Raw genomic sequence first — 23,639 nt, 5'->3', positions numbered from 1 at the left:
GCGACGCGGAATTCCTTTCTCGGCACGGAAATCCCGGCACCCGAGGTCACCCGGGTGGCGGAGTCAGCCCCTCCCGGATCGCCAGCAGCGCCGCCTGCGTGCGGGACGAGAGCTGCAGCTTGCTCAGGACGTTGCTGACGTGCGTGCGCGCGGTGCGCTCGCTGATCACCAGCGTGTCCGCGATGTCCCGGTTGGCGAAGCCCCGTGCCACGAGCACCAGGATCTCCCGCTCGCGCGCGGTCAGCGCCGAGAGCCCGACCCGGGGCGCGGCCATCCGCCGGGTGAGCTGCTTGGCCACGGCCGAGTCGAGGTGGACCTCACCGGCCGCGGCGGCGCGGATGGCCGTGGCGACCTCCTCGGGCTCGGCATCCTTGAGCAGGTAGCCCGCGGCTCCCGCGGCGAGCGCGGTGTGCACGCGTTCGGCCTCGCCGAAGCTGGTCAGGACCACGACCTTCACCTCCGGGTGCTCGGCGAGGATCCGCTTGGTCGCCTCCGCGCCGTCCATCCGGGGCATCTGCAGGTCCATCAGCACCACGTGGGGCAATGGCCGCTCCAGCGTCCGCCATTCGCGCAGCAGCTCGATCGCCTGCTCTCCGTCCCCTGCCTCGCCGACCACTTCGAGAGCGGGCTCGATCTCGACGAACGCGCGCAGCCCGCGCCGCACCACCACGTGGTCGTCGACGAGCACGATCCGGATCACTTCGGGGCTCATCCGGTCGCCTCTTCCCACACCCGCCGCAGCGGCACCGCCGCCCGCACCGTCCAGCCCCCGCCGGGGCCCGGCCCCGCCGCGAACCGCCCACCCCAGCGCTCGGTGCGCTCGCGCATGGACACCAGGCCCAGCTGTTCGCGGTTGCCGAGGGGCTCGCCGCCACCGGCGCCGTCGTCCCGGATCCGCACGACGAGGTCGCCGGCCTCGACGCGGAGACCGACCTCGACGGTTGACGCCCGGGCGTGCTTCACGACGTTGTGCACCGCCTCGCAGACGATCCGGTACAGGTCCTCCTGCACGTCGAGCGCGCCGGTCATCCGCAGCTCGTCGGCCGTGACCACGTCGATGACCAGCCCGGTCCGAACGCGCACGCTCTCGGCGTGCGCGCGCACGGCGGCGACGAGGCCGTGTTCGGCGAGGTCCAGCGGCCGCAGCTCGAACACCAGCAGCCGCAGGTCGGAGAGTGCGCTGGCGGACAGCTCGGCGAGCTCCTCGGCGATCGGGCGGATGTGCTCGAGCTCGGCGTCGCGGCCGTCGAGCCGGCGGCGCAGCGCCTTCGCCTGCATGCGCATCGAGAAGAGCTGCTGAACCACCGAGTCGTGCAGATCGCGGGCCAGCCGGCGGCGTTCGTCCGACTGCACGCGCGTGCGGGTCTGGGCCAGCAACGACGCCGTGTCGATCGCGACGGCGGCGTGGTCGGCCATCGCCTGCAGGAATGCGAGCGAGCCCGCGCCCGGGTCCTCCCCGGCGCGGTAGTAGGCGTTGATCACGCCGACGGTGCGGGCGCGGACCACCATGGGCATCGCGACGAAGCCGTCCCAGTCCGGCCGGTTCATGATCTCGTGCAGCGGCGCCCACGCCGGGTCGGCCATGATCGCGGCCTTGCGGTGCGGCTGCACCACCGGCTCGCGGCCGACGAACGCGTCGAAGAACCGCACGTGCGCCCCGAGCCGCCGGCACGCGCTGAGGCGGTCGACGAAATCCTCGGCCGGACCGAATCCCGCCATGCCGAGGATGCGCAGATCGGCGGCCGGGTCGTCGAGCGCCAGGATCTGCACGGCGACGATGTTGGCCGTCATCACCATCTCGCGGGCCACCGCGTCGAGGGTGGCCCGCAGCGAGAACGCCCCGGCCACGCTGGACGCGGCTCGCGCGATCGCGGTGAGCCGCTCCTGCTGACGCCGGACATCCGTGCGGTCGCTGAACCAGACCGCCTGCCCGCCGCCGGACAGCGGCGACAACCGGTACTCGAGATCCAGGACCCGTCCGCCCGGCACCGGCCAGCGCACGAGCTGCCGGCCACCGTCCGGCGCCACTGCGCCGGGGTCCGCCGAGCCGGGCGCCACGGGGTCGGGCGCGAACGGTGCCGGCTCGCCGATCAGGTCGGCCGCGGCCGAACCGAGCAGGGCCGCGGCCGAGTCGTTGAGGGCGGCGAACCGCCCCGCGGCGTCGAGCACGGCGAGCCCGTCGGCGGACACCGAAACAAGGGCGTGCAGATCTTCCGGCGACAGTTCCGGTCTGGTTCCGCTCGGACTCCGTTGCCCTGGCATGGCCCCATTATGCGGTGCCGCAGGGCAAATCACGCCGACGGCCGCACCGATGCGGCGGACCGGTCTTCCGTCGACGTCGCGCGCCGGACGCTGAGCCCGACCGCGGCCACCAGGCTCACCAGCGACAGCGCGGCGACGTACAGCGCGACGGCGGTCGACGATCCGCTCGCCCCGAACAGCGCGGTCGCGACGAGCGGCGTGACCGCGCCGCCGACCATCCCGCCGAGCTGGTAGGCGATCGAAATCCCGCTGTAGCGCACTCGCACGTCGAAGATCTCCGTGAACAGCCCGCCCTGGGCCCCGGCCATGATGCCCTGGACGAGCGCGGCGACGGCGAAGGAGACGAACGCCGGGCCCGCGGCGCCGGTGTCCACCAGCAGGAACATCGGCACCGGCCACAGCACGGCGGTCACCGCGCCGAGCACGTACACCCGCCGGGAGCCGAACCGGTCGCTCGCGAGGGCGGCCAGCACGATCGCCCCGATCCAGATCGCCGTCGAGGCCAGGATCAGCCAGAGCAGGGTGGTCCGGTCGAACCCGACCACGGTCGTCCCGTAGGTGAGCATGTAGACGGTCACGGTGTAGCCGATCGCGGGCGGAGCGATCGAGGCCAGGCTCGCCAGGACCAGCGTCACCGGCTGCCGGCGGACCAGCTCGGCGAACGGCGCCCGGTTCGTGGCCCGCTCCCGCTTGGCCTTCGTGAACTCCGGTGCGTCCCGCAGCCGGCTGCGCACCAGGAGCCCGCCCACCACGAGGAAAACGCTGAGCAGGAACGGGATCCGCCAGCCCCAGGCCAGGAAGTCGGCGTCGGACAGCCCGGACACGGCCAGGAAGGCGAGGTTGGACGTGAGGACCCCGACCGGCACGCCGAACTGCGCGAAGCTGCCGTAGACCGCGCGGCGGCGCGGGCCGGCGTGCTCCGAGGCGATGAGGACCGCGCCGCCCCATTCCCCGCCGACCCCGAAGCCCTGCAGCACCCGCAGGAGGACGAGCAGCAGCGGCGCACCGACGCCGATCGCGGCGTAGGTCGGCAGGACGCCGATGAGCGTGGTCGTGCCGCCGGTCAGCAGCAGGGTGAGCACGAGCATCGACCGGCGCCCGATCCGGTCGCCGAAGTGCCCGATCACCGCGCCGCCGAGGGGGCGGGCGACGAAGCCGACCGCGAACGTCGCCAACGCCGCGAGCGTGCCCGCGGCGGAGGAGAACTTCGGGTAGAACACCGATCCGAACGCCAGTGCCGCGGCGGTCCCGAAAATGTAGTAGTCGTACCACTCGATCGACGTGCCGACGAGGCTCGCGGCGACGAGGGTCTTCTTCGACGGACGCGTCGACGGTGCTGGTTCGGCCATGGATCCGTACTCCTCGCGGGCGGTTCGGCCCGTGCGGCACACCGGACGAACCGGACCGCACGTCCCACCGAGGAAAGCAGAGAACGGCGTGCCGGGCACGGCCGCGACGGCTCATCCGGCCTACGTCTTTTGTCGCGGTGCCACTGATCGAGAATGTCCTTTGAGGACAGTCACACCGCGCGGCCGGCTACGCCGAACGAGTGCGTATTCACGCCGTTGATATCGCGTATCCCGACTTTCTGCTTCCGCCGGACGCGGCGGGCTCCTTACAGTCCGAACCGTGAAGATAGTCGTTTCGCGACTCGACGAGTTCCCGCCGGGCGAGCACCGGATCGTGCAGGCGGGTCGCAGGTCGATCGGCGTGTTCCGGGTCGGTGACCGCTTCTACGCGATCAACAACCACTGTCCGCACATGGGCGGGCCGCTGTGCCTCGGCCGCACCAAGCCGTGGGTCAGCTCCGCCGCGCCGGGCGAGTACGCGATGGCCGAGGAGGAGGCCCTCCTCGCCTGCCCGTGGCACGGCTGGGAGTACGACCTCGAGACCGGCCAGTCGTTCCTCGGCCCCGGCGAGCCGCCGGCCCGCACGTACTCGGTGTCCGTGGAGCCTCGCGTCGGGGAAGGCACCGTCGCGCCCGATCAGGTCTCGGCTCCCGAGCCCGGCGCCAAGGGCGGGCGCCGCCCCGGCCCGTACGTCACCGAGACCTACCCCGTCCGCGTCGAGGACGCCTACGTGGTGGTCGAGACCAGCCCACACCCGGCGGCCAGGCCGGGCCCAGTCGGAGGTGCGTCATGACAAGCACGCTGCCCACCGGTGCGTCGTCGCCGGGCGCCGCGGCCACGCGGGCCGGATACCCGATCGTCGACACCGACATCCATCCGAGCGCACCGGCCGCGGAGATCCGGGCCCGGTTGAGCGGAGCGCACCGGGAACGCTGGGAACTGTTCGGCGGCCGGGTGCCGAACCCGCCGGAGTTCTACCCGCGCGTGCGCAACGCCGGCTTCCGGCTCGACTCGTGGCCCGAGGCGGGCGGCATCCCCGGCAGCGACCTGGGCACGACGCAGGCGCAGCTGCTCGACGAGTTCGGCGTCGACCACGGAGTCCTGATCCCCTTGCAGGGACACACCTTCGGTGCCGAGGAACCGCGGTACTCCGCGGCTCTCTGCGGCGCGCTCAACGACTGGCTGGCCGAGGAGTGGCTCGCGCCCGAACCGCGGTTGCGCAGCTCGATCGCGATCCCGACCGAGTCCCCCGACCTCGCCGCCGACGAGATCGCACGGCGCGCCGGCGACCCGCGGTTCGTGCAGGTGCTCCTGCCCACCGGGGGCGAGACCGGGTTCGGCGCGCGCCGCTACTGGCCGATCTACCGGGCCGCGGCCGACGCGGGCCTCCCGGTCGCGGCGCACACCGGCGGGATCGAGCAGCACCGCGGCGCCGGGTGGCCGTCGTTCTACCTCGAAGAGCACGTCTGGAACGGCAACATGATGGCGGCGCTGGTCACGAACCTGCTGTGCGAAGGCGTCTTCGAGGAGTTCCCGTCGCTGCAGGTGATCTGCGTGGAGGGCGGGATCGTCTGGGCCGCGCCGCTGATGTGGGCGCTCGACGAGGCGTGGCCGCGGCTGCGCGCCGACGTGCCGCACCTGCGCAAGCCGCCTTCGGAGTATCTCCGCGAGCACCTCTGGTTCACCACGCAGCCCATCGAAGAGCCGGACGACCCACGCCACCTCGCCACCGCACTGGAGCACGTCGGGATGACCGATCGGATCATGTTCGCCTCGGACTACCCGCACTGGGACTTCGACTCCCCGCGGCTGGCACCGCGGCTGTTCCCGTCCGAGGCGCGGGAAAACATCATGGGGGCCAACGCCTGCCGGCTGTACGGGCTGCCGGCGCGAGCCACGGAGGGGACGCGATGAGCGTGTCCTCCGCCGGGATCGCGATCGGCACCGTCGACACGGACGTGCACTGCGCACCCGCGTCACTCGCCGAGCTGGCGCCGTTCCTCGACGAGTACTGGCGCGAGTACCTCGTGGACGGCGGGCAGACGCTGTCACCGTCGCAGGGCGGGGCCTACCCGCCGCTCGCACCCACCAGCGCCACGCCCGAAGCGCGGGCCGCGGGTCTCCTGCCCGCGACCGAGGTCGAGCAGGTGCGCTCCGCGGTGCTGGATGCGGAATCGCTCAAGCTCGCCGTGCTGAACTGCACCACGTCGTTCCACTGCAACCGCAACCCGTACTACGAGGCCGCACTGACCCGCGCGGTCAACGACTGGCTCGTCGAGAAGTGGCTGAGCCGCGACGACCGGCTGCGGGCGAGCATGGTCGTGCCCACCCTCGACACCGCGGCCGCGGTCGCCGAGATCGACCGCCTCGGCAGCCACCCGCAGATCGTGCAGGTGCTGCTGCCGGTGCGCACCGACGCGCCGTGGGGCAACACCCGCCACCGCCCGCTGCTCCGCGCCGCCGCCGAGCACGGTCTCGTCGTCGGCCTGCACGCGTGGGGGCGGCTCGGCCAGGCGCCGACCCCGAGCGGGCTCACCCACACCTACCTCGAGGACTACCTCGCCAACTCGCAGATCCTCGTGCAGGCGCAGGTCACCAGCCTGATCACCCAAGGCGCCTTCGCCGATCTGCCCGAGCTGCGGGTGACGTTGCTGGAATGCGGGTTCTCGTGGCTGCCGGCCCTGCTGTGGCGGTTCGACAAGGACTGGAAGGGCGTCTGGCGCGAAGTGCCGTGGCTGACCGGCAAACCTTCGGAGGTCGCGCGGCGGCACCTGCGGCTCACCACGGCGCCGGCGCACCTGCCGCAGGACCCGCTCCAGGTCAGGCAGGCGCTCGACCTCTTCGACGCGGGCACGATGCTGATGTACGCCAGCGACCACCCGCACGACCACGGCACCGGCGGGCAGCGGCTGCTGGCGGCGCTGACCGACGGCGAACGGGAGCGGGTCCTGGCCGGCAACGCCGACGCCTGGTACTCGTTCGGCGCGTGATCCTCGAAGGTTTCGCGGACCGTTCCGTCTCCACGCCCGCGGGCGGCCGGGTCCACGTCCGCATCGCGGGCTCGGGTCCGCCCGTGGTCCTGCTGCACGGTTATCCGCAGACGTCCGCGATGTGGCACCTGGTCGCACCGGCGCTCGCGCGGGACCACACCGTCGTCCTGGCGGACCTGCCCGGATACGGCGACAGCGTCGCCCCGCCGGGCGCCGGCGTCGCGGCGTTCGGGAAACGGGCGATGGCGGCCGAGATGGTGGCGGTGATGGCGGCTCTCGGGTTCGCCCGCTTCGCGGTGGTCGGCCACGACCGCGGCGCCCGCTGCGCGTACCGGCTCGCCCTGGACCACCCCGCCGCGGTCACCGCGCTCGCCGTGCTGGACATCCTGCCCACGGCCGACGTCTTCGCCCGCGTCGACGCCGCGTTCGCGCGCTCGGCCTGGCACTGGTTTTTCCTGGCCCAGCCGGGCGATCTGCCCGAACGCCTCATCACCGCCGACCCCGACGCCTTCTTCCTGCGCGGAAGCGAGCACCTCTTCGCTCCCGAAGCACTCGCCGCGTACCGCGCCGCTTACCACCGGCGCGACGTGGTGCACGCCCTGTGCCAGGACTACCGGGCCGGCGCCACGGTGGACGTCGCCGACGACGAGGCCGACCGGGGCCGGCGCTTCATCACCTGCCCCACCCTCGTCCTCTGGGGCCGCCACGGCCCGCTCGGCCGCGAGCCCGCCGTGCTCCCGACGTGGCGCGCCTGGTCCCCCACCGCCGACGGCCACGCTCTCGACTGCGGGCACTACCTCGCCGAGGAGCGCCCCGCCGAGACCCTCACGGCGCTGCGGACCCTGCTGCGGCCGTGACCGCCACTGGTGCGGGTCCCGGTGGGTACCGATTTCGCGACCGTCGCGGGGTTCCGCCAGGTCGGCGGGACCCCGCGACGGGGCACGGCGGGAGGTGGCGAGAACGGGTCACCGCCGACGTGGGCCTACTCCCCCGATTCCTCCGCCGGCTTGACCGTGCGGCCCAGGGTCGCCGCGGCGAGCAGCGCGGCGACGACGGCCGCGATACCGCTGATGAGGTAGCCGAGCGAGTAGCCGTGCCCGAGAGCATCCACGGCCAGCCGGACCGCCGCGGCTTGGGGCGCGGCCGGCGGGGCCGAATTCACCGCCAGCGGACCGCCCGCCTTCGCCACGGCCGCGGCGGCCGCTTTGGCGTGCTCGGGCAGCGCGCTGGCCGCGAGCGACGTGGTGAAGTCCCCCGCCGCCCGGCTCAGCGCCACCGCGCTGATCACGGCCGGGCCCAGGGTGAACCCGAAGTCCCGCAGCAGGCTGGTCGCGCCGCTCGCCATGCCCGCGAGCCGCACCGGCACCGTGTTGACCGCCACCGCGCTGATCGACGTCACCGTCAGCGCGAACCCCAGCCCCACCGCCAGCAGGGGCCCCACCAGCGAGCCCAGGCTCCGGTCCGTGATGGGCACCGTCGAGGCCCAGAGATCGCCGACGCCGGTCAGCAGCAAGCCGCCGCTGAGGATCCAGCGCGGGCTGACGTGCTCGATCAGCCGGGAGGTCAGCGGGGCGACCACGAGCGTCACCCCGTTGAGGACCACGAACGCGGCCGCGGCGAGCAGCGGGCTCTGGTGCTGGACCGGACCGAGCCGGATGCTGGTGCTGTAGGCCGTGGCCACGAAGCTGAACATGCCGACCACGGTCACGAACGCCGACACCGTGAACGCCCGGTTGCGGAACACGTCGAGCCGCAGCAACGGGGCCGGCGACCGCAGTTCGACGACCACGAACAGCGCCAGGAACACCGCCGCGATCACGAACGCCACCACCACGGCCGTGCTGCCCCAGCCGTCCGTACCGCCCTGGATGACCGCGTACAGCAGCGCGAACAACCCGATCGCGATCGTGATCTGGCCCGGCCAGTCGAGCGAGCGGCCTTCGGGCGCCCGCGAGTCCGTCGCGAACAGGCTCACGACGCCGCTCAGCGCGGACAGCACGATCACGACGACGAACGCCCACTTCCACGATCCGTTGTCGGCGGAGATCCCGGAGATCACCGGGGCCAGTGCGGCCCCCGCGGCCAGCGATGCCGCCCACAGCGTGACACCGCGCGCTCGTTCGTGGCCGGTGCGGGTCCCGATGGCGACCACGGCCAGCGAGGTGGGGAACAGGGCGGCCGCGCCGAGCCCCGCGATCGCCCGGCCGGTCCACAGCTGGCCCGTGCCGGCGGCGGTGGCCGTCACGAGGTGCCCGGCGATGAGCGCCACGGCACCCAGCACCAGGAGCCGTTTGCGGCCGAACTTGTCGCCCAGCACGCCGAACGTGAGGGCGAGCGCGGTGACCGGGAGCAGGGAGGCGTCGGTGATCCAGGCGATCTCGCTGCCGTCGGCGTGCAGCCGGCTCTGGAAGAGTCCGTTGAGGACGGTCGGCATGGCGATGGTGATCTCGGCGACGCACACGGCCAGGCAGGCCGCGAACAACGTCGCGAAGCCGAGTTTCGCGTCAGGTCTTGACTTCGGAACGGCGACCACGCTGGCGCCGTCGGTTTCGTAGGTCGAGGAACTCATCTCCGCTGTCCTTTCAGCGTCGGTCCCAGGATCAGGAAGTGGGGAGCCGGTCGAGCAGCTCGGCGAACTTGGCCGCGACCCGGTCGCGCAGCTCGGGTGAGGCCTCCGCGACGGCGGGGAACTCGCGGCCGAACGGACGGACCGCGGTGATCAGCGCGCGCGAGTTCGTGGTGGTCGCGCGGTCGAGGCGCGGATCGAGGGGGCCGCTCCACGTGCCGCGGATCAGGTCGATGTCCTGAGCCGGATCGCAGCGCGTGGACATGGCCCACAGCACGTCGAAGGTGTTGGTGGGGTCGATGTCGTCGTCGACGACGACCACGAAACGGCCGAGGTACGAGCTGGACTGGCACGAGGCGGCCAGCAGCGCGGCTTGCTTGGCGTGCCCCGCGTAGGCCTGCTTGATCGAGACGACGGTGAACATCCGGGCCGCGCCGGCCTCGTGACACCACACGCCCCGGACCCCGGACAGGCCCGCCCGCTCGATCTCGTCCCACACCATGCCGGCCTTCATCACGCACTTGCTGTAGGAGAAGTTCGACGGCGGGCGGATCGGCGACGCGACCGTGAGGATCGGGTTGTCCCGGTGGTAGACCCGGCGAACGCGCACCACCGGTTGCTCGCTGCGGCCGCCGGCGTAGTAGCCGGTGAACTCGCCGAACGGCCCTTCGGGCGCCGTCTCGCCGGGGTGCAGCTCACCTTCGATCACGAACTCCGCCGCGGCGGGCATCGGCAGTCCGTACAGTTCGGAACGGACCACCTCGATCGGGGCGCCCCGGTGCCCGCCCGCGTAGTCGTATTCGGACAGTCCCCAGCGCAGCTCGTTGCCGGAAGCGAGGAACAGCAACGGGTCGTGGCCGCACGAGATCAGCACCGGGCACGGCTTGCCCTGGGCGAAGTACTTCTCCCGGATCTGCCGGCCCTGCTTGCCCGGCGAGATCCACAACCCGGTCCGGTCCGGGCCCTGGACCATCGACCGGTAGGTGCCGATGTTGACCCAGCCGTCGTCGGGATCCTGCATGATGACCAGGTCGTCGGTGCCGAGGTAGCGCCCGCCGTCCAGCTCGTGCAGCCGCGGCGCCGGGATCGCGGTCAGGTCGATCTCGCCCTCGCGCAGGATGTTCTCCAGCACCGGACCACTGTCCACTTCGGACGGCGGAATCGGCTGGTGGGTCTGCATCCGTTCCCGGTAGGAGTTCACCGCGTCCAACGGGTGGTCCGGCCGCGGAAAGCCCATCGTCAACGCCAGCCGCTGCGCGGAGTTGGTCGCGCCGGAGAGCACGCGGAACCCCTTGCCGTCACCGGTGAGCTTCTCGAACAACAGTGCCGGTGCGCCCTCGCCGCCGCGATGGGCGACCAGCTCGATCAACGTGCCCAGCTCCAGGTCCGGATCGGCCTCCGGGACGCGGACGAGCTGGCCGAGCTTGTCGATCCGGTCGACCAGCTCGCGCAAGTCCTCGTGGGGTTTGGGATAGTCGTTGTACACGCCTCACTCCTTTTGGGCACGACGGTAGGCTGAAGCCGTCCGGTCCCGGAATCTTGCCGTCGGACAATTCTTCTGTGCGGGACGGCGCGATTCACCTCGGAGGTGGCCCGCCGCGACGGGGAAAAATTCCCACGAAGTCCACAGTAGACCGGCGCAGAACCCGCGCCGGAGTCTTCTCTCGTTCCCCCGCAGGGGTCAGAACCAGCGCGGAAGCGCCGGCAACTCGCCGCTTTCCGTGACCACACCGGCGGTTCCGCGGCCGGTCACCCAGCGCACGAGATCCGGCAGATCACCCGAAACGGTCGTGCCGCCCTCCCCCAGGACGATCGGCGCCCGGCCCGTGGGGGCGAGCACCAGGTGCACCGGCTCCTGCCGCCGGCGCCATCCCCGCAGCACATCGGCGAGCAGCGCGTCGAGCAGATCGCCGGGGAACTCCCGGGTGGTCGCACCGTTGGCCAGGTCGAGGGCGTGCACCCACACCTCGCGGGTGCGCATCCACGCCGTCTCCCGGACCGGCACCAGCCGGCCCAGCGCGGTCCGGACCTCCGCGTCCCAGGAGGTGTCCGGCAGGTCGCGCCACTCGGTGTCGAGGTGCGCGGCGGCGTGGGCGACCAGGCTCCGCAACGCGCGGGCCGGCAGGGTGGCCCCCGAGTGGATCTCCTCCTGCCGTTGCTCCGCCGAGGCGTACATCGGGGTCTCGGCGCCGGTCCGCGCCCAGGTGAGCAGCCGGGTCAGAGCCCGGGCGTTGTAGCCCACGTGGGCGAGGACGTGCCGGCGGGACCAGCCCGGCAGCAGGCTGGGCTCGTCGAGCTCGGCGTCGGACAGTTCACCGAGCTTGCGCGCGAAGTACGCCGTGCCGCGCCGGGCCCAGAGCAGTTCGTGAGCGGGCGCGTGCGGCGAGTCGTAGCGGGCGCCGGGCCCCTGCCGTTCCCGCAGAGCCGCGCGCGCCGCGTCCTCGGAAGTGACGCTCATGCGCCGGCCGCGGCTCGATCCGGCCCGCCGCTCACCTTTTCCGCCACCGCGACGTTGACCAGCTCACCGATCCCGTCGATGCGCGTGGTCAGCGTCTGGCCCGGTGCGAGGTAACGCTGGGGCGTGCGCGCGTGCCCCACGCCGCCGGGGGTGCCGGTGGCGATGACGTCACCCGGCTGCAAGGTGACGATCGTGGAGATGTAGCGCACGAGTTCCCCGGCGTCGAACACGAGGTCGTCGAGCGGGGTCTGCTGCAGCTGTTCGCCGTCGACGGACGTGACGAGCCGGGCGCCGGCGGGCAGTTCGTCGGGCGTCACGAGCACCGGCCCGAGTGGCGTGCTGTTCTCCCACGTCTTGCCCTGGAGCCACTGGGCCGTGCGGTACTGGTAGTCGCGCATGGTGACGTCGTTGAGCACCGAGTAGCCGGCGATGGCCGCCACCGCTTCGTCGGCCGAGGCCCGGCGCACGCTCGTGCCGATGACGACGGCGAGCTCACCTTCCCAGTCGACCCGGTCGGACTCCGGCGGCAGCAGGATCTCGTCGCGCGGCCCGACCAGAGCTTCGGGGTACTTGGCGAACAACGTGGGGAACTCGGGGAGCTCGCGGCCCATCTCGAGGATGTGGTTGCGGTAGTTCAGCCCCACACAGACGATCTTGCCGGGCCGCGGCACGACCGGCGCGAGATCGGCGGTGCCGAAGTCGTGCCGCGCACCGTCCGCGGTGGCGGCCCGGTCCAGACCACCCGCCTGCAGGAGGGCGCCGACGTCGGCGAACCCGGTCTCGATCGCCGTCGTGCCGTCAACCCGTACGGCGGCGGTCGTCCCGCCGATGCGGATCGTCGCCAGTCTCATCGGTCTTCTCCTTCGACGTGAGTGCGGTGGAAGTGCAGGCGTTCCATGATCGGAGCGTCCGAGAAGCGGAAGAGGTCGAACGAGCTCTCGGCGCGCAGGGACCAGGGCACCCAGGAGGGCACGACGAACAGGTCGCCGTTGTCCAGCCGGTGCTCGACGCCGTCCAGGACCACCTCGCCGCGGCCCTCGAACACCTGGAACACACTGGACCCGACCTCGCGCCGCGCCCGGGTCTCGACGCCCGCGCGCAAGCGGTGGAACTCGGCGCGGATCGTCGGCATGACGTCGCCGCCGGTGGTCGGGTTGACGTAGCGCACCGCGGCGTGGCCCGGCCCGACGGTCGCGGGCTGGCCTTCGTCCTCGAGCAGGAGCTGCTCGGTCAGCGCCGCGTCGGTGTGCGCCCAGCGGTAGGCGGCGATCGGCGAGGACACCGTGTCCTGCAGTCCGGAAAGCGGACGCAGGCCCGGGTGCCCCCACAACCGCTCGCTGCGGGAGAAGTTCGGGGTCGCGTCGTCGGTGACCCGGTCCGCGCCGAACTCGAAGAAGCCGACGTCGGCGTAGTGGGTGAACGGGATGTCCAGGCCGTCGATCCAGGCCATCGGCTGGTCGGTTTCGTTGTGGTGGCCGTGAAAACGCCAGCCGGGGGTGAGCAGGAAATCACCGCGGGACATGCGCACCGGGTCACCGTCCACGACCGTCCACACGCCCTCGCCCTCCACGACGAAGCGGAACGCGTTCTGGGAGTGCCGGTGCTCGGGCGCCACCTCCTTCGGGCCGAGGTACTGGATCGCCGCCCACAGCGTCGGGCTCGCGTAGGCGAGACCCGGCAGGCCGGGATTGGCCAGCGCGATCGCGCGGCGCTCACCGCCACGCCCGACCGGCACCAGCTCCCCGGCGCGCTGCGCCAGGGGGTAGAGCGTCGACCACCGCCACACGTGCGGCACGGCCTTCGGTTTCGGGTGCATCGGCATGAGGTCGTCGATCTGCGTCCACAGTGGAATGAGGTGCTCGGACTCGAAGTCCCGGTACAGCTCGGTCAGCTCCGGACTGTCCCCACTGGTCATCTCGTTCGCGGCCGGGCCACGGCCGATCACCTGCTCCGTCTCCGGGGACATGCGCACTCCTCTGGCGTTCGGCGGTCTTCCCGGAGCGTAGGCAGAGCCTTCCGGACAACGCAAAGGCGACGTATGGTTTTTCTGTGGAGCGGAATTCCGGCCCGTATCGAATCGAAGCGGTGGACCGGGCGCTGACGCTGCTGACCCTGCTGTCCGAACACGGCCGCATCACGGTGACCGAGGCGAGCCGGGAACTGGGTGTGGCACCGTCGAGCGCGCACCGGCTGCTGTCGACGCTGTGCGAGCGCGGATTCGCGGTGCGCGGCGACAAGCGGCAGTACCGGCCCGGGCCGGAGCTGCTCGCCCTGGCCACCCCCGGCTGGGCGCCGCCGCTGGCCGACCGCGTCCGGCCGTACCTCGAGCGCCTGCACGCGGACGTCGGCGAGACCGTGCACCTCATGGTCCGCGCCGCGGCCGAAGTCCGGTTCGTCGACGGCATCGAGAGCCACCACCCGCTGCGGGTGGGCCTGCGGACCGGCGCGCGAATGCCGGCGTACCGCACGTCCGGCGGCAAAGCGATGCTGGCCGACCTCGACGCGGCGGAGGTCACCGCGTTGCACGCGGCGGGGCTACCCGCTTGGCCCGGCGAGAAGATTCACGACGTCGCGGCACTGCACCGAGAGCTCGATGCGGTCCGCCGCAACCACTTCGGACTCAACCAGGACGAAAGCGAGCCCGGCGTCACGGCGATCGGCGCGTCGATCGGGGTCATCGACGGTCAGCCGGCGGCACTGGCGGTCGCCGTCCCCACGGCGAGGTTCGCCTCGGCGGGCCCGGAGGCGATGGCCGCGCACCTGCTCCGGACCTGCGGCGACGTCCGGGAGGCACTGAGCGCCCGAGCCCGGTGACGCGTCACAGATCGGCCGAGGCCTGCCGGCACTGTTCCTCGATGGCCTTGGCGAGTTCCGGGATCCGGGACCGCGGGCACCGCGGGCTCGGCAACGCGACGGCGAACGCCGCGAGCGCCCGGCCGCTGCCGTCCCGCACGCAGGCACCGATCGCGACGATGCCGCGGTCGCTCTCGCCGTAGTTGGTCGCGTACCCGCGGCGGCGGATCCCGGTCAGCTGCTGCAACAGGGCCGCCCGGTTCACGGTGCCGCTGCCCGGCAGGGCGGGCAGGTCCCGCGGGTACAACGCGGTGAACTGCTCCTTCGACAGCTCGGCCAGCAACGCCTTGCCGCCCGAGGTGACGTGGGCGGGCAGCAGCATCCCCGTCCTGGCCCCGACCCGGAGGATCTGCGTGCTCTCCACGCAGTCGAGGAACCGGGTGCCGTTGCCCTCCAGCACCATCAGGTGGCAGGTCTCCCCGAGTGCCTGGCTCAGCTCCGCCAGGTGGATGTGCAGCGCGGCGCGCAGATCCAGCGGTGACGGCCCGGGCCGCACCATCCGCTCGAACGCCGGCCCCGGCCGGTACACCTTGTGCGAGTCCTGCACCGCGAACCCGCGGTGCCGCAACGTGATCAGCAACCGGTGCGCGGTGGACCGGGCGACACCCAGCTCGTCGGACGCCTCGCTCACGCGAAGCCGCCCGCGCTGGGCCAGCAGTTCCAGCAGCCGAAGCACGTTGTCGGCCGATTCAACCAGGTACCCCGACTCGTCCCGCATAGCAGAATTCTACAACCCACAGATTCCGGTGGATGGGTGCGCGAACTTAAAGTCCAGGCACAGCCCTCAAGGAGGAGGTCGTATTGTCCGCCGCCACCATCGACATCCGCACGGAACTGCGGACCGCTCCGCTCCGGCCCTTCCACTGGTTGCTGGTCTTGCTCGTCGCGCTGGCGACCCTGTTCGACGGTTACGACACCTTCATCCCGTCGTACATGATCCACTTCGTGGTGAAGCCCTGGCATCTGTCCGGCGGGGCAACCGGTTTCCTGGTGTCGTCCGCGTTGATCGGGTTCGCCGTCGGCTCGCTGGTCCACGGCGTCGTCGCCGACCGGATCGGCCGCCGTCCCACCCTGATCGCCGGCCTGCTGATCGCCGGGGTGTTCAGCGTGCTGACGGGCCTCGTCGGCACGACGTTCCCGGCGTTCGTCACGCTGCGCGCGGTGACCGGGCTGGGCCTGGGCGTGCTGCTGCCGCTGGGCACGGCGTACGTGAACGAATACCTGCCCGAGCGGGTGCACAACCGGCTCACCGTGCTCGGCGGCACCGGCTTCGCCCTCGGCGGCGTGCTGGCCGCGGTCCTCGGCGTCGCGCTCACCGAGGGCGGCCACTGGGAGTCGCTGTTCTACGTGGGCGGTGCCGCCGCGGTCCTGGGCGTGATCTACCTCGCCGTGTTCCCCGAATCCGTGGAATTCCTGGTGGCCAAGGGAAAACAGGAACAGGCGGTGCGCTTGCTGTCCCGGCTGCGACCCGAGCGTGCTCAGTCCTACCGCGAACTCGGGCTGTCCGTCGACCGGCAACCCCGGGACTGGCGGCTCGTGCTCGCGCCCCGCTTCCGGACGCGAACGGTGGCGCTGTGGGTGTCTTCTTTCCTGCTGCTCTTCGGCGTCTACGGGCTGTCCACCTGGACACCGCAGCTCATGATCGCGCGCGGCGAGACCTTCGCGACCGGGTACGCCTTCGGCGCCGTGCTGCAAGGGATGTCCATTGTGGGCGCCCTGCTCGGCGGCCTCGTCGCCGACCGCTACCTCGGCGCCAGGCGCAGCCTGATGCTCTGGTGCGGCCTGGGCGCGGTGGCCACGCTCGTCGTCGCCGCCGGCGGCTCGACGGCGGTGAACATCGTCGCGATCGGGTTCGCGGGGTTGTTCATCATCGGTGGCCAGTTCCTGCTCAACAACATCTGCGCGGCCACCTACCCGGTTCAGGCCCGTGCGACCGGCGAGGGCGCGATGCTCGGCGTCGGCCGGGTCGGCGGCATCCTCGGCCCGTCGATCGGCGGCGCGCTGCTGAGCGCGTTCGGCGGCAGCGCCGTGCTGTTCGTCGCGGTCGCGGTGGCCGCCGTGCTCGCCGTGGTCAGTACGTCCTTTGTGCTCGTTCGAAATCACGCACCGCGCCGGGTCACCCCGGCGGCACCCAGAGAAGAAATGGAGCACTGATGTCCGAAGTCGTCATCATCGGTGGAGGCATCGGCGGCCTTACCCTGGCCCTCGAACTGCACGCCGCCGGCGTCGACTGCACGGTCCACGAAGCGGTCGACGAGCTCTCGGCCGTCGGTGTCGGGATCAACCTGCTGCCGCACGCCACCCGGGAACTGACCCGGCTCGGTCTGGCGGACGAGCTGTCCGCCGTCGCGATCGAAACCGAGAGCTCGCTCTACTTCAACCGGTTCGGCCAGCGCATCTACACCGAGCCGACCGGACGGACCGCGGGCTACGCGTGGCCCCAGTTCTCCATCCACCGCGGCGACCTGCACGACATCCTGGTGCGCGCGGTCCGCGACCGGCTCGGCCCCGACCGGCTGCTCACCGGACGGCGCTGCGTGGCGGTCTCGCAGGACGCCACCGGGGCCACGGCGGAGTTCGAGCAGGGCAGCGTGCGCGGCGCCGTCGTCGTGGGGTGCGACGGCGTGAACTCCGTCGTCCGCCGGCAACTGCACCCGGAAGCCGGCGGCACGGTGTACTCGGGTTACAACATGTGGCGCGGGGTCACCCCGTGGCCCGCGATCCTCGGCGGCGCCAGCATGATCCGCGCCGGCTGGCTCGCCACCGGGAAGCTCGTCGTCTACCCGATCCGCGACCACGTCGACGCCGAAGGCCGCCAGCTCGTCAACTGGGTGGTGGAGATCGAAACGCCCCAGCACGCCGACCGCGACTGGAACCGCACCGGACGGCTCGAGGACTTCCTGCCCGCCTTCGCCGACTGGCACTTCGACTGGCTGGACGTGCCGGCCCTCCTGTCCTCGTCCACGACGATCCTGGAATACCCCATGGTCGACCAGGAACCACTGCCCCGGTGGGGCACCGGCCGCATCACCCTCCTCGGCGACGCGGCACACCCCATGGTCCCCAGGGGCTCCAACGGCGCCGGCCAGTCCATTTTGGACGCCCGCAAGCTGGCCACCGAGCTCGCCGCGACCGACGACGTGGTCTCCGCCCTGTCCGCCTACGAGGCCGAACGCATCCCGGCCACCGCCGCCGTGGTCCGCGCCAACCGCACCACCCCACCCGATGCCATCCTGCGCGAGGTCTACGAACGCACCGGCGACCGCCCCTTCGACCGGCTCGAGGACGTCGTCGACCCCCGGCAGCTGGAGGCGATCCTCAGCAGGTACAAGGAGATCGCCGGCTACTCGCTGACCTCACTGTCAGCCCGACCCTGACCAGGACGGGCGCCCACGATCGCCGGGCGGCTCCTGGCGCCCGGCGTTCGCGGTCGGTGCGGACTCCGCGGCCGGCGCAGCTCTCCGCCACTAGGCCTCGGTCAGCAGCCGCGTCAGCCGAAGCTCGACGAGCGCCGCGTTGGCAAGGCCGTCCCGGGGAAGCCCCACTGCTTCAGCTTCGCCGATCCGCCGTCCGACCGGACGGGCACCCGGGTCCTCGTTCGGATACTCGCGAAGCACCCAACGTCCGGGGACGAGCGCATCCTTGTGGACGAAGGCCGGCATCTTCCACGTGCCACGATCCCATCCGGGCGTCCGGCCGAGCACTCGCCAGGTCCCGTCGTGGAGTCCGACGTCGCCGAACATCCCGACCCAGACTGCATCGGCCGGCCACAGGTCGGCCACGTCCCACAGCGAGGGAATCGACGCTCGAGCCGGACCGAAGAAGTATCCGAAAAAGATGGAGTGCGACTTCTTGGTGCTGCGCGCGATCAGCCCGAGGGCAAACGTGCCACCCTCGAGAGGAACCGTGAACCAGTCCCCTTCGCGGTATTTCTGCTTCGCTCCACGCCGCGTCATTCGAGCTCCTCGTTTCGGCTCAAGACAGCAGCTTCGCGAGGACCTGCTCCACGAACCCCGAACCCGCACTGCCCGACTCGGGCAACCCCTGAGCCTCGGCTGCGGTGATCGTACGCCGCGTCGGCCGCTCGCCCGGGTCGTCTCCGGGAAACTCGAGGAGACTGTACCGGCCGGCAAGGGAATCCTTGTGCACGAAGACCGGCATGCGACAATCGTCCCTGTCCCAGGCCGGAAGCCGCCCGAGTACCGGCCAGCTGCCGTCGTACAGAATGTTCCTGGCTCGCCCCGCGTCGTGTCACCTGAGCTCTCCGCTGAACTGCGCCGCCACCATCATGGGCGATGCCAGGATTGAGCTTTCAACCAGGTCAGGTAGTCATCGAAGATGGCAGCGGTCCCGCGGTGGGCGTCGCGCTTGTCGAAGAACTCGTTCAGCAGGGAGAAGAGCAGATCCACCGCCGCCTGCTTGCCCTCGCCGGCGGCCTCGTCGTGCCAGCCCGAGGTGCGGTCGGGGAAGGCGAGGTGCAGCACCAATGAGACCCAGCTCAGGTTGTTGCCGCCGCCGACCCGCGGCACGAGCAGCTCCGTGAACCCGGTGAGCAACTGGCCGTCGTTGCCGGCGTCGACGCCCAGCAGGTACGTGCAGTAGTCGTGGTAGCTGCCGTCCAGGCCGTACATGTTCGGGCGCCGGTGGATCTCGGTGAACAGCTTGCGGTAGTCCACAGTGGCTTGTCCTTGTCTGCTCCGGGGCGAACATGAGTATGCCCCAGCACTCGAACCACGAATTTGGTGCCCGGCGTGCACGGGAATGGAATCACCCCGTGTTCGACCCGGTTCACCACCGAGGACCGAACGTCCTGGAACGCAGCTTCATTGTTGATCCGCAAGCCTGATCGTGGACAGAAACAGGGCGGCGACGACGAGCAGGAACGCGTCTGCGGGGCCGGAGGTGCCGGCGACGAGCACGACCGCGAGCACGAGGACGATGAGCACGGCTTCGCGACGCGAAATGGTCAACTGGGCCGATGGGGTCTGTTGGGGCGCCACGGGGTCTCCTGTGAACGGACTGCTGCTGCGGATGGCATGGCGGTGGCCGGAGCTTCGGCATGGTTCGCCGGATCTGCCTCGCAGAAGCGGCGTGGGTGGGTAGTTCCTGGGCGAGGGCGGGAATTGGATGTCTTGCCAGAGACCGTGGCGGCCGTCACTGGGCACCGTCGAGGAGCGTGCGCTTATGCGCGAGGTGGACCGCGTTCGCGCGGTCGTACGAGCAGAGAATATCGGTGACGTGTGTTCTGGCCTTCTCGGTGAAGGTGCACGGGGCATGTGCGATCGCAGGTTCAGCCAGGCCCTCGGCGACGACCGTCAACACCTCGGGCTCCCGCGCGCTCGGCTGCTCAGCAACCTCGTCCTGCGGCCCGCTCTCAGCGCGGCCACGCGGTATCGCAGAATGCGGTAGATCCTGTCCGACTCGGCCGACTTGGTGACGCGGTCGAGCTTCGCGCGCACGGTCTCGTACGCGGCGGCAGTAACGAGCAGCACGGCGAAGTAGTCGTGCCGCCGCATGGTCGCCAGTGACGAGGTACGGCCATGGGAACCTCCTGATCTCGGTGACTTCGCGGCGGACCGTGGCGGCCCACAGGTCGAGCTGCTCACGCTCGGGCAGCGGACGCGGCCACGGTCGGCTGTTCAGGCGGCAAGCGAACGCAGCGGGCGATGCGGCGACGCTGCGCGCGTCACGGAATCACCTCGGCGTCGGGGCATCCGCCGGCGACGTCCGGGCCGGGTGAGACTTGGGGGCGCCCGACCGGCGGTCGGCGAGCTCGTCGGCTGCCGGGCGCGCGGTGGCCGGTCCGGCGGCCGGCAAGGTTTCCTGTAGAGGTCGCACAGGTATCGCAGCACGCGCAGCGTGTTGTTCGCGTCCGGGAACACACGAGGGGCGTCCGACCAGTTCAGGTGCTTCGCCCCAGGGCGACCTTGTCAAGGTGCGGCTTCTGCCGATCTCGCTCGCCGACGTACAGGCTTCGACTTCGTCGAGCACCGCCTGAACATCCGTTCGCCGATGAACACCACGCATCGCACATACGAGCCCGATCGCGTCTGCCGCAGACGAAACTGGACTCAGTCCGGGTGGGTTCGGGCGGTGACGTAATCGCGGAACACCCGCACCGCCGGCAGGAGTGGCTGGCCCGCCGCCCAGACCAGGCCGATCTCGCGGTACGCGGGTGGATTCAGCGGGATCTCCACTGTGCCCGGGTTGGGCAAGGGTTCCGATTCCGGGAGGACGGCTACGCCGAGCCGGGCGGCGACCATGCCGCGCAAGGTGTCGGCTTCTTCACCTTCGAACGAGATCTTCGGAGCGCATCCGGCGGAGGCGAGGAGGCCGTCGACGATGCGGCGGAGGCCGAAGCCGGGTTTGAGGGCGACGAATTCGAACCGGGCGAGGTCGGCCAGGCGCACGCGGGCACGAGAGGCGAGCGGGTGCCCGGCCGGGACGACCGCCACGAGCGGCTGTTCCGTGAGGGCACGGGATTCCAGGGCGTGGTCGTCGGTGGGCAGGGGTGAGGTGAGCACCAGGTCGGCTTCGCCGGTGTGCAGGTGTTGCAGGATCTCCTCGCCCGAGCCCTGAATGAGGGTGAACCGGACGCCGGGATGTGCGGACCGGAAGCCGGCCAGCAGTTCCGGAACGCGGACGCCGCCCATGGTGTGCAGGAACGCCACGGAGACGTGGCCGCTTCCAGGCGAGGCTTCGGCCAGGGCGGCCCGGTAACCGAGCCGGAGTTCGGCGGCGGCGCTGCGCCCGGATTCGGCGAGGAGCCGGCCGGCGCGGGTGAGCCTGATGCCGCGGCCGGCGCGGCTGAAGACGGGGATGCCCAGCTGGTCGGACAGTTCGGTCAGCCACCGGCTCGCCGTCGGCTGCGGAATCCCGGCGAGCGCCGCCGCGCGCGTGAGGTTGCTCTCCTCGGCGAGTGCTTCCAGAAGCGCGACGCGGGGAGCCAGTTCGGTGATTCTCGCGGTCAGCTGATCGTCCATCAGTTCAATCCACTCGCGGATGAGTCAAGCCAGTATCTCGCATTGGACGAATAATACGCCCCTGCCTACCGTCGTCCCACGTGACAGAGACGCAGACCGAGATCCTGCGACACCTCCGCGGCACGCCCGGCTTCCGGCGCATCACCCTCGCGCTGTTCGCCTCCGGGCTGGCGACCTTCACCACGCTCTACTGCGTCCAGGCGCTGCTCCCCGCGCTGAGCACCGAGTTCCGGCTCAGCCCGGCCGAAGCCAGCCTCACCGTGTCCTTCGGCACCGCCGGGCTCGCCGTGGGCGTGATCCCCTTGACCGCGCTGTCGGGTGTCGTCGGACGGACGCCTGTGATGACGACTTCGCTGTTCACCGCGGCAGCGCTCGGGGTCGCGCAGGCGTTCAGCCCGAACTTCACGGTGCTGCTCGTGCTGCGGGCGTTGCAGGGGCTCGCGCTCGCCGGGCTGCAGGCGACCGCGATGTCGTACCTGTCCGAGGAGATCGACCGTCGTTCGCTGGGTACTGCGATGGGGCTGTACATCGCGGGCAACGGCATCGGCGGGCTGGCCGGGCGGGTCATCGCCAGCCTGGTGCTCGACGTGTCGGACTGGCGATGGGCGCTCGGGAGCGTCGGGGTCGTCGCGCTCGGCTGCGCGGTGTTGTTCCGGATAAGCGTGATGCCCTCGGCCTTCTTCGAGCCCAGCCCGCCGCGCGTGCGGCACCTGGCGGCGGCGATCGGCCGGTCGTTCACGGATTCCGGGCTGGTAAGGCTGTTCGCGGTCGGCTTCTTGCTGATGGGCTGCTTCGTGACCATCTACAACTACCTGGGTTTCCGCCTGCTGGCGCCGCCCTTCTCGCTGTCCCAGGTCGTCGTCGGGCTGATCTTCGTGGTCTACCTGGCGGGTTCGGCGGCCTCCACCGTCGCCGGCCGGCTCGTCGACACGCTCGGGCGGCCCCGGATGCTGCCCGTCGCCGCGGCGATCACACTGGTCGGGATCGCGCTGATGCTGGCGGACAACCTCGCCGTCGTCGTGGTGGGGCTCGTCGTCACCACCGTCGGCTTCTTCGCGGCGCACTCGGTCGCCAGCGGCTGGGTCGGCCCTCGAGCCGCGACGCTCGGCGTGCAGGGCCCGGCGGTCTACCTGTTCTGCTACTACCTGGGCTCCAGCGTCGGAGGTTCGATCGGAGGACTGGCCTACAGCGCCGATGGGTGGCCGGGAGTCTCGCTCTACGTCGGCGCGTTCATCCTGGTTGTCCTGGTCCTGGCGATCTCGATGCGCAAGCTGGCACCGGCGAAACCCCGGATCACCGCCTGACCGACAAGCTGTCGGCCTGGCCGTCACGGCGGAAACACGCCGATCCCACAGCAGGCGCGGACGGATCACGGAGAAAACCCACACGCCGAGTCGAACGACGGCTGTCTCGTGTGCGGTGACCATCACTTTGGCCAGTCTCGTGCTCGCTACGCCTCAGTCCTCAGCTGCGAGCTACTTCATCTGTCCGTACCGCGCAATCCATGCCACAAGGTTCTTGGACGGTCCTCGGTGGGTTGCCTCAGGCCGCGCTCGCGGTGAGGTGATCACGGTAGGCCTCGACCGGGTGCGGTAGCCGAGGCCGCTGTGGAGTCGTTTCCGGTTGTAAAACACTTCGATGTAGTCAGCGACGGCGAACCGCGCACGGACCCGGGTCGGGAACATTTCGCGGTGATACATCTCGGTTTTCAGCGATGCGAAGAACGACTCGGCCGCCGCGTTGTCCCAACACACCCCGGTTCGCCCGACACTGGTTCGAACCTGATTGTCCTTGCAGAATCGGAAAAACTCGGCCGAGGGTACTGCGTTCCGCGGTCGGAGTGGAACACTGCGCCCGGGCTGACATGGCCGTGGGTGATCGCCATGCCCAGGGCGTCGGTGATCAACGATGTCCGCATGCGATCAGCCAGCTGCCAGCCGACGACCATCCGGGTGGCCGGATCGATCACGGTCGCGAGATACAGCCAGCCCTCACTGGTTCTCACGTAGGTGATGTCGCCGACCAGCCGTTGACCAGGCATGTCCGCGGTGAACTCACGGCCGATCAGATCGGGACTGTGCACGGTTGTTCCCCGGGCAGGGTGGTGCGTTTGTATGCCCGGGGCTGGCAGCCGGCCAGCCCGAGTTCGCGCATGAGATCGGCCACCAGCCCGACGCT

General features: G+C 71.0%; 26 protein-coding genes. 8 read left to right on the top strand and 18 right to left on the bottom strand.

Annotated features, from left to right (window positions below):
• Positions 1–46: 46 nt before the first annotated feature.
• Genes AB0878_RS47820 through AB0878_RS47810 form a run of 3 tightly spaced genes read right to left on the bottom strand, consistent with a single transcriptional unit; the run spans position 47 to position 3,611 of the window.
• Entirely contained in the window at positions 47–712 is a 666-nt protein-coding gene (locus AB0878_RS47820; RefSeq protein ID WP_366589955.1) for a response regulator transcription factor, read from the bottom strand.
• Positions 709–2,262, bottom strand: a complete 1,554-nt coding sequence (locus AB0878_RS47815; protein WP_366589952.1) for a GAF domain-containing sensor histidine kinase — start codon at positions 2,260–2,262, stop codon at positions 709–711. The genes AB0878_RS47820 and AB0878_RS47815 overlap by 4 nt, the downstream gene beginning before the upstream one ends.
• A 29-nt stretch (positions 2,263–2,291) precedes the next feature.
• Complete coding sequence (locus AB0878_RS47810) at positions 2,292–3,611, bottom strand: MFS transporter (protein WP_366589949.1); 1,320 nt, start codon at positions 3,609–3,611, stop codon at positions 2,292–2,294.
• Between the two features lie 280 nt (positions 3,612–3,891).
• On the opposite strand from AB0878_RS47810, the gene AB0878_RS47805 reads away from it, so the two are divergent.
• The 4 genes from AB0878_RS47805 to AB0878_RS47790 are packed head-to-tail and all read left to right on the top strand — an operon-like array spanning position 3,892 to position 7,458.
• The gene (locus tag AB0878_RS47805; protein ID WP_366589947.1) at positions 3,892–4,404 is read left to right on the top strand and encodes a Rieske 2Fe-2S domain-containing protein; all 513 of its coding nucleotides are present in this window, start codon (positions 3,892–3,894) and stop codon (positions 4,402–4,404) included.
• Positions 4,401–5,525, top strand: a complete 1,125-nt coding sequence (locus AB0878_RS47800) for an amidohydrolase family protein (protein ID WP_366589945.1) — start codon at positions 4,401–4,403, stop codon at positions 5,523–5,525. Before AB0878_RS47805 ends, AB0878_RS47800 begins: the two co-directional genes overlap by 4 nt.
• On the top strand, positions 5,522–6,601 hold the full coding sequence (locus tag AB0878_RS47795) for an amidohydrolase family protein (RefSeq protein WP_366589943.1): 1,080 nt from the start codon (positions 5,522–5,524) through the stop codon (positions 6,599–6,601). The genes AB0878_RS47800 and AB0878_RS47795 overlap by 4 nt, the downstream gene beginning before the upstream one ends.
• The gene (locus tag AB0878_RS47790; RefSeq protein ID WP_366589940.1) at positions 6,598–7,458 is read left to right on the top strand and encodes an alpha/beta hydrolase; all 861 of its coding nucleotides are present in this window, start codon (positions 6,598–6,600) and stop codon (positions 7,456–7,458) included. Before AB0878_RS47795 ends, AB0878_RS47790 begins: the two co-directional genes overlap by 4 nt.
• Positions 7,459–7,583: 125 nt before the next feature.
• Here the strand turns inward: AB0878_RS47790 and AB0878_RS47785 are convergent, their stop codons facing one another.
• The 5 genes from AB0878_RS47785 to AB0878_RS47765 all read right to left on the bottom strand — a co-directional run bounded on the left by AB0878_RS47785 (position 7,584) and on the right by AB0878_RS47765 (position 13,540).
• Entirely contained in the window at positions 7,584–9,170 is a 1,587-nt protein-coding gene (locus AB0878_RS47785; RefSeq protein WP_366589938.1) for an MFS transporter, read from the bottom strand.
• 31 nt (positions 9,171–9,201) lie between these two features.
• Positions 9,202–10,653: a UbiD family decarboxylase gene (locus AB0878_RS47780; RefSeq protein WP_366589936.1), complete on the bottom strand. Its 1,452-nt coding sequence runs from the start codon at positions 10,651–10,653 to the stop codon at positions 9,202–9,204.
• 195 nt (positions 10,654–10,848) lie between these two features.
• Positions 10,849–11,625, bottom strand: a complete 777-nt coding sequence (locus tag AB0878_RS47775; protein WP_366589933.1) for a maleylpyruvate isomerase family mycothiol-dependent enzyme — start codon at positions 11,623–11,625, stop codon at positions 10,849–10,851.
• Complete coding sequence (locus AB0878_RS47770; protein WP_366589931.1) at positions 11,622–12,476, bottom strand: fumarylacetoacetate hydrolase family protein; 855 nt, start codon at positions 12,474–12,476, stop codon at positions 11,622–11,624. The genes AB0878_RS47775 and AB0878_RS47770 overlap by 4 nt, the downstream gene beginning before the upstream one ends.
• Complete coding sequence (locus AB0878_RS47765; protein WP_366589987.1) at positions 12,473–13,540, bottom strand: cupin domain-containing protein; 1,068 nt, start codon at positions 13,538–13,540, stop codon at positions 12,473–12,475. The genes AB0878_RS47770 and AB0878_RS47765 overlap by 4 nt, the downstream gene beginning before the upstream one ends.
• 170 nt (positions 13,541–13,710) lie before the next feature.
• Between AB0878_RS47765 and AB0878_RS47760 the strand changes: the two genes are divergently transcribed.
• A complete protein-coding gene (locus AB0878_RS47760; RefSeq protein WP_366589929.1) occupies positions 13,711–14,439 on the top strand; it encodes an IclR family transcriptional regulator in 729 nt (242 codons plus the stop codon).
• A 4-nt stretch (positions 14,440–14,443) separates the two neighbouring features.
• Here AB0878_RS47760 and AB0878_RS47755 read toward each other — a convergent pair whose 3' ends face one another.
• The gene (locus tag AB0878_RS47755) at positions 14,444–15,196 is read right to left on the bottom strand and encodes an IclR family transcriptional regulator (protein WP_366589927.1); all 753 of its coding nucleotides are present in this window, start codon (positions 15,194–15,196) and stop codon (positions 14,444–14,446) included.
• Between the two features lie 83 nt (positions 15,197–15,279).
• On the opposite strand from AB0878_RS47755, the gene AB0878_RS47750 reads away from it, so the two are divergent.
• Positions 15,280–16,632 carry an MFS transporter gene (locus AB0878_RS47750; protein ID WP_366589924.1) on the top strand — a complete coding sequence of 451 codons (1,353 nt, stop codon included), beginning with the start codon at positions 15,280–15,282 and terminating at the stop codon, positions 16,630–16,632.
• Complete coding sequence (locus AB0878_RS47745; RefSeq protein WP_366589921.1) at positions 16,632–17,855, top strand: flavin-dependent oxidoreductase; 1,224 nt, start codon at positions 16,632–16,634, stop codon at positions 17,853–17,855. Before AB0878_RS47750 ends, AB0878_RS47745 begins: the two co-directional genes overlap by 1 nt.
• Before the next feature lie 90 nt (positions 17,856–17,945).
• Here the strand turns inward: AB0878_RS47745 and AB0878_RS47740 are convergent, their stop codons facing one another.
• The 7 genes from AB0878_RS47740 to AB0878_RS47710 all read right to left on the bottom strand — a co-directional run bounded on the left by AB0878_RS47740 (position 17,946) and on the right by AB0878_RS47710 (position 21,461).
• Complete coding sequence (locus tag AB0878_RS47740) at positions 17,946–18,434, bottom strand: Imm26 family immunity protein (RefSeq protein ID WP_366589918.1); 489 nt, start codon at positions 18,432–18,434, stop codon at positions 17,946–17,948.
• Between the two features lie 19 nt (positions 18,435–18,453).
• Positions 18,454–18,639 carry a hypothetical protein gene (locus AB0878_RS47735; protein ID WP_366589916.1) on the bottom strand — a complete coding sequence of 62 codons (186 nt, stop codon included), beginning with the start codon at positions 18,637–18,639 and terminating at the stop codon, positions 18,454–18,456.
• Between the two features lie 125 nt (positions 18,640–18,764).
• Positions 18,765–19,154 (bottom strand): hypothetical protein, encoded by a 390-nt coding sequence (locus AB0878_RS47730; protein WP_366589913.1) that lies wholly within the window; start codon positions 19,152–19,154, stop codon positions 18,765–18,767.
• A gap of 147 nt (positions 19,155–19,301) precedes the next feature.
• Positions 19,302–19,478 carry a hypothetical protein gene (locus AB0878_RS47725; protein WP_366589911.1) on the bottom strand — a complete coding sequence of 59 codons (177 nt, stop codon included), beginning with the start codon at positions 19,476–19,478 and terminating at the stop codon, positions 19,302–19,304.
• Positions 19,479–19,632: 154 nt separating this feature from the next.
• On the bottom strand, positions 19,633–19,800 hold the full coding sequence (locus tag AB0878_RS47720; RefSeq protein WP_366589909.1) for a hypothetical protein: 168 nt from the start codon (positions 19,798–19,800) through the stop codon (positions 19,633–19,635).
• Positions 19,794–19,994: a hypothetical protein gene (locus AB0878_RS47715; protein ID WP_366589907.1), complete on the bottom strand. Its 201-nt coding sequence runs from the start codon at positions 19,992–19,994 to the stop codon at positions 19,794–19,796. Before AB0878_RS47715 ends, AB0878_RS47720 begins: the two co-directional genes overlap by 7 nt.
• Positions 19,995–20,549: 555 nt before the next feature.
• Positions 20,550–21,461, bottom strand: a complete 912-nt coding sequence (locus tag AB0878_RS47710) for a LysR family transcriptional regulator (protein WP_366589905.1) — start codon at positions 21,459–21,461, stop codon at positions 20,550–20,552.
• An 80-nt stretch (positions 21,462–21,541) separates the two neighbouring features.
• Here AB0878_RS47710 and AB0878_RS47705 point away from each other — a divergent pair, with 80 nt between their 5' ends.
• Positions 21,542–22,765 carry an MFS transporter gene (locus tag AB0878_RS47705; protein ID WP_366589903.1) on the top strand — a complete coding sequence of 408 codons (1,224 nt, stop codon included), beginning with the start codon at positions 21,542–21,544 and terminating at the stop codon, positions 22,763–22,765.
• Positions 22,766–22,936: 171 nt separating this feature from the next.
• Here the strand turns inward: AB0878_RS47705 and AB0878_RS47700 are convergent, their stop codons facing one another.
• Positions 22,937–23,215 carry an IS3 family transposase gene (locus tag AB0878_RS47700; protein WP_366589901.1) on the bottom strand — a complete coding sequence of 93 codons (279 nt, stop codon included), beginning with the start codon at positions 23,213–23,215 and terminating at the stop codon, positions 22,937–22,939.
• The gene (locus AB0878_RS47695; RefSeq protein WP_366589899.1) at positions 23,170–23,544 is read right to left on the bottom strand and encodes a DDE-type integrase/transposase/recombinase; all 375 of its coding nucleotides are present in this window, start codon (positions 23,542–23,544) and stop codon (positions 23,170–23,172) included. Before AB0878_RS47695 ends, AB0878_RS47700 begins: the two co-directional genes overlap by 46 nt.
• Positions 23,545–23,639: the final 95 nt, after the last annotated feature.

This window comes from Amycolatopsis sp. NPDC047767 (genome assembly GCF_040704195.1).
Taxonomy (GTDB): Bacteria; Actinomycetota; Actinomycetes; order Mycobacteriales; family Pseudonocardiaceae; genus Amycolatopsis.
Note: the sequence above shows the minus strand (reverse complement) of the source record. Positions and strands in the feature narration are given on the sequence as shown.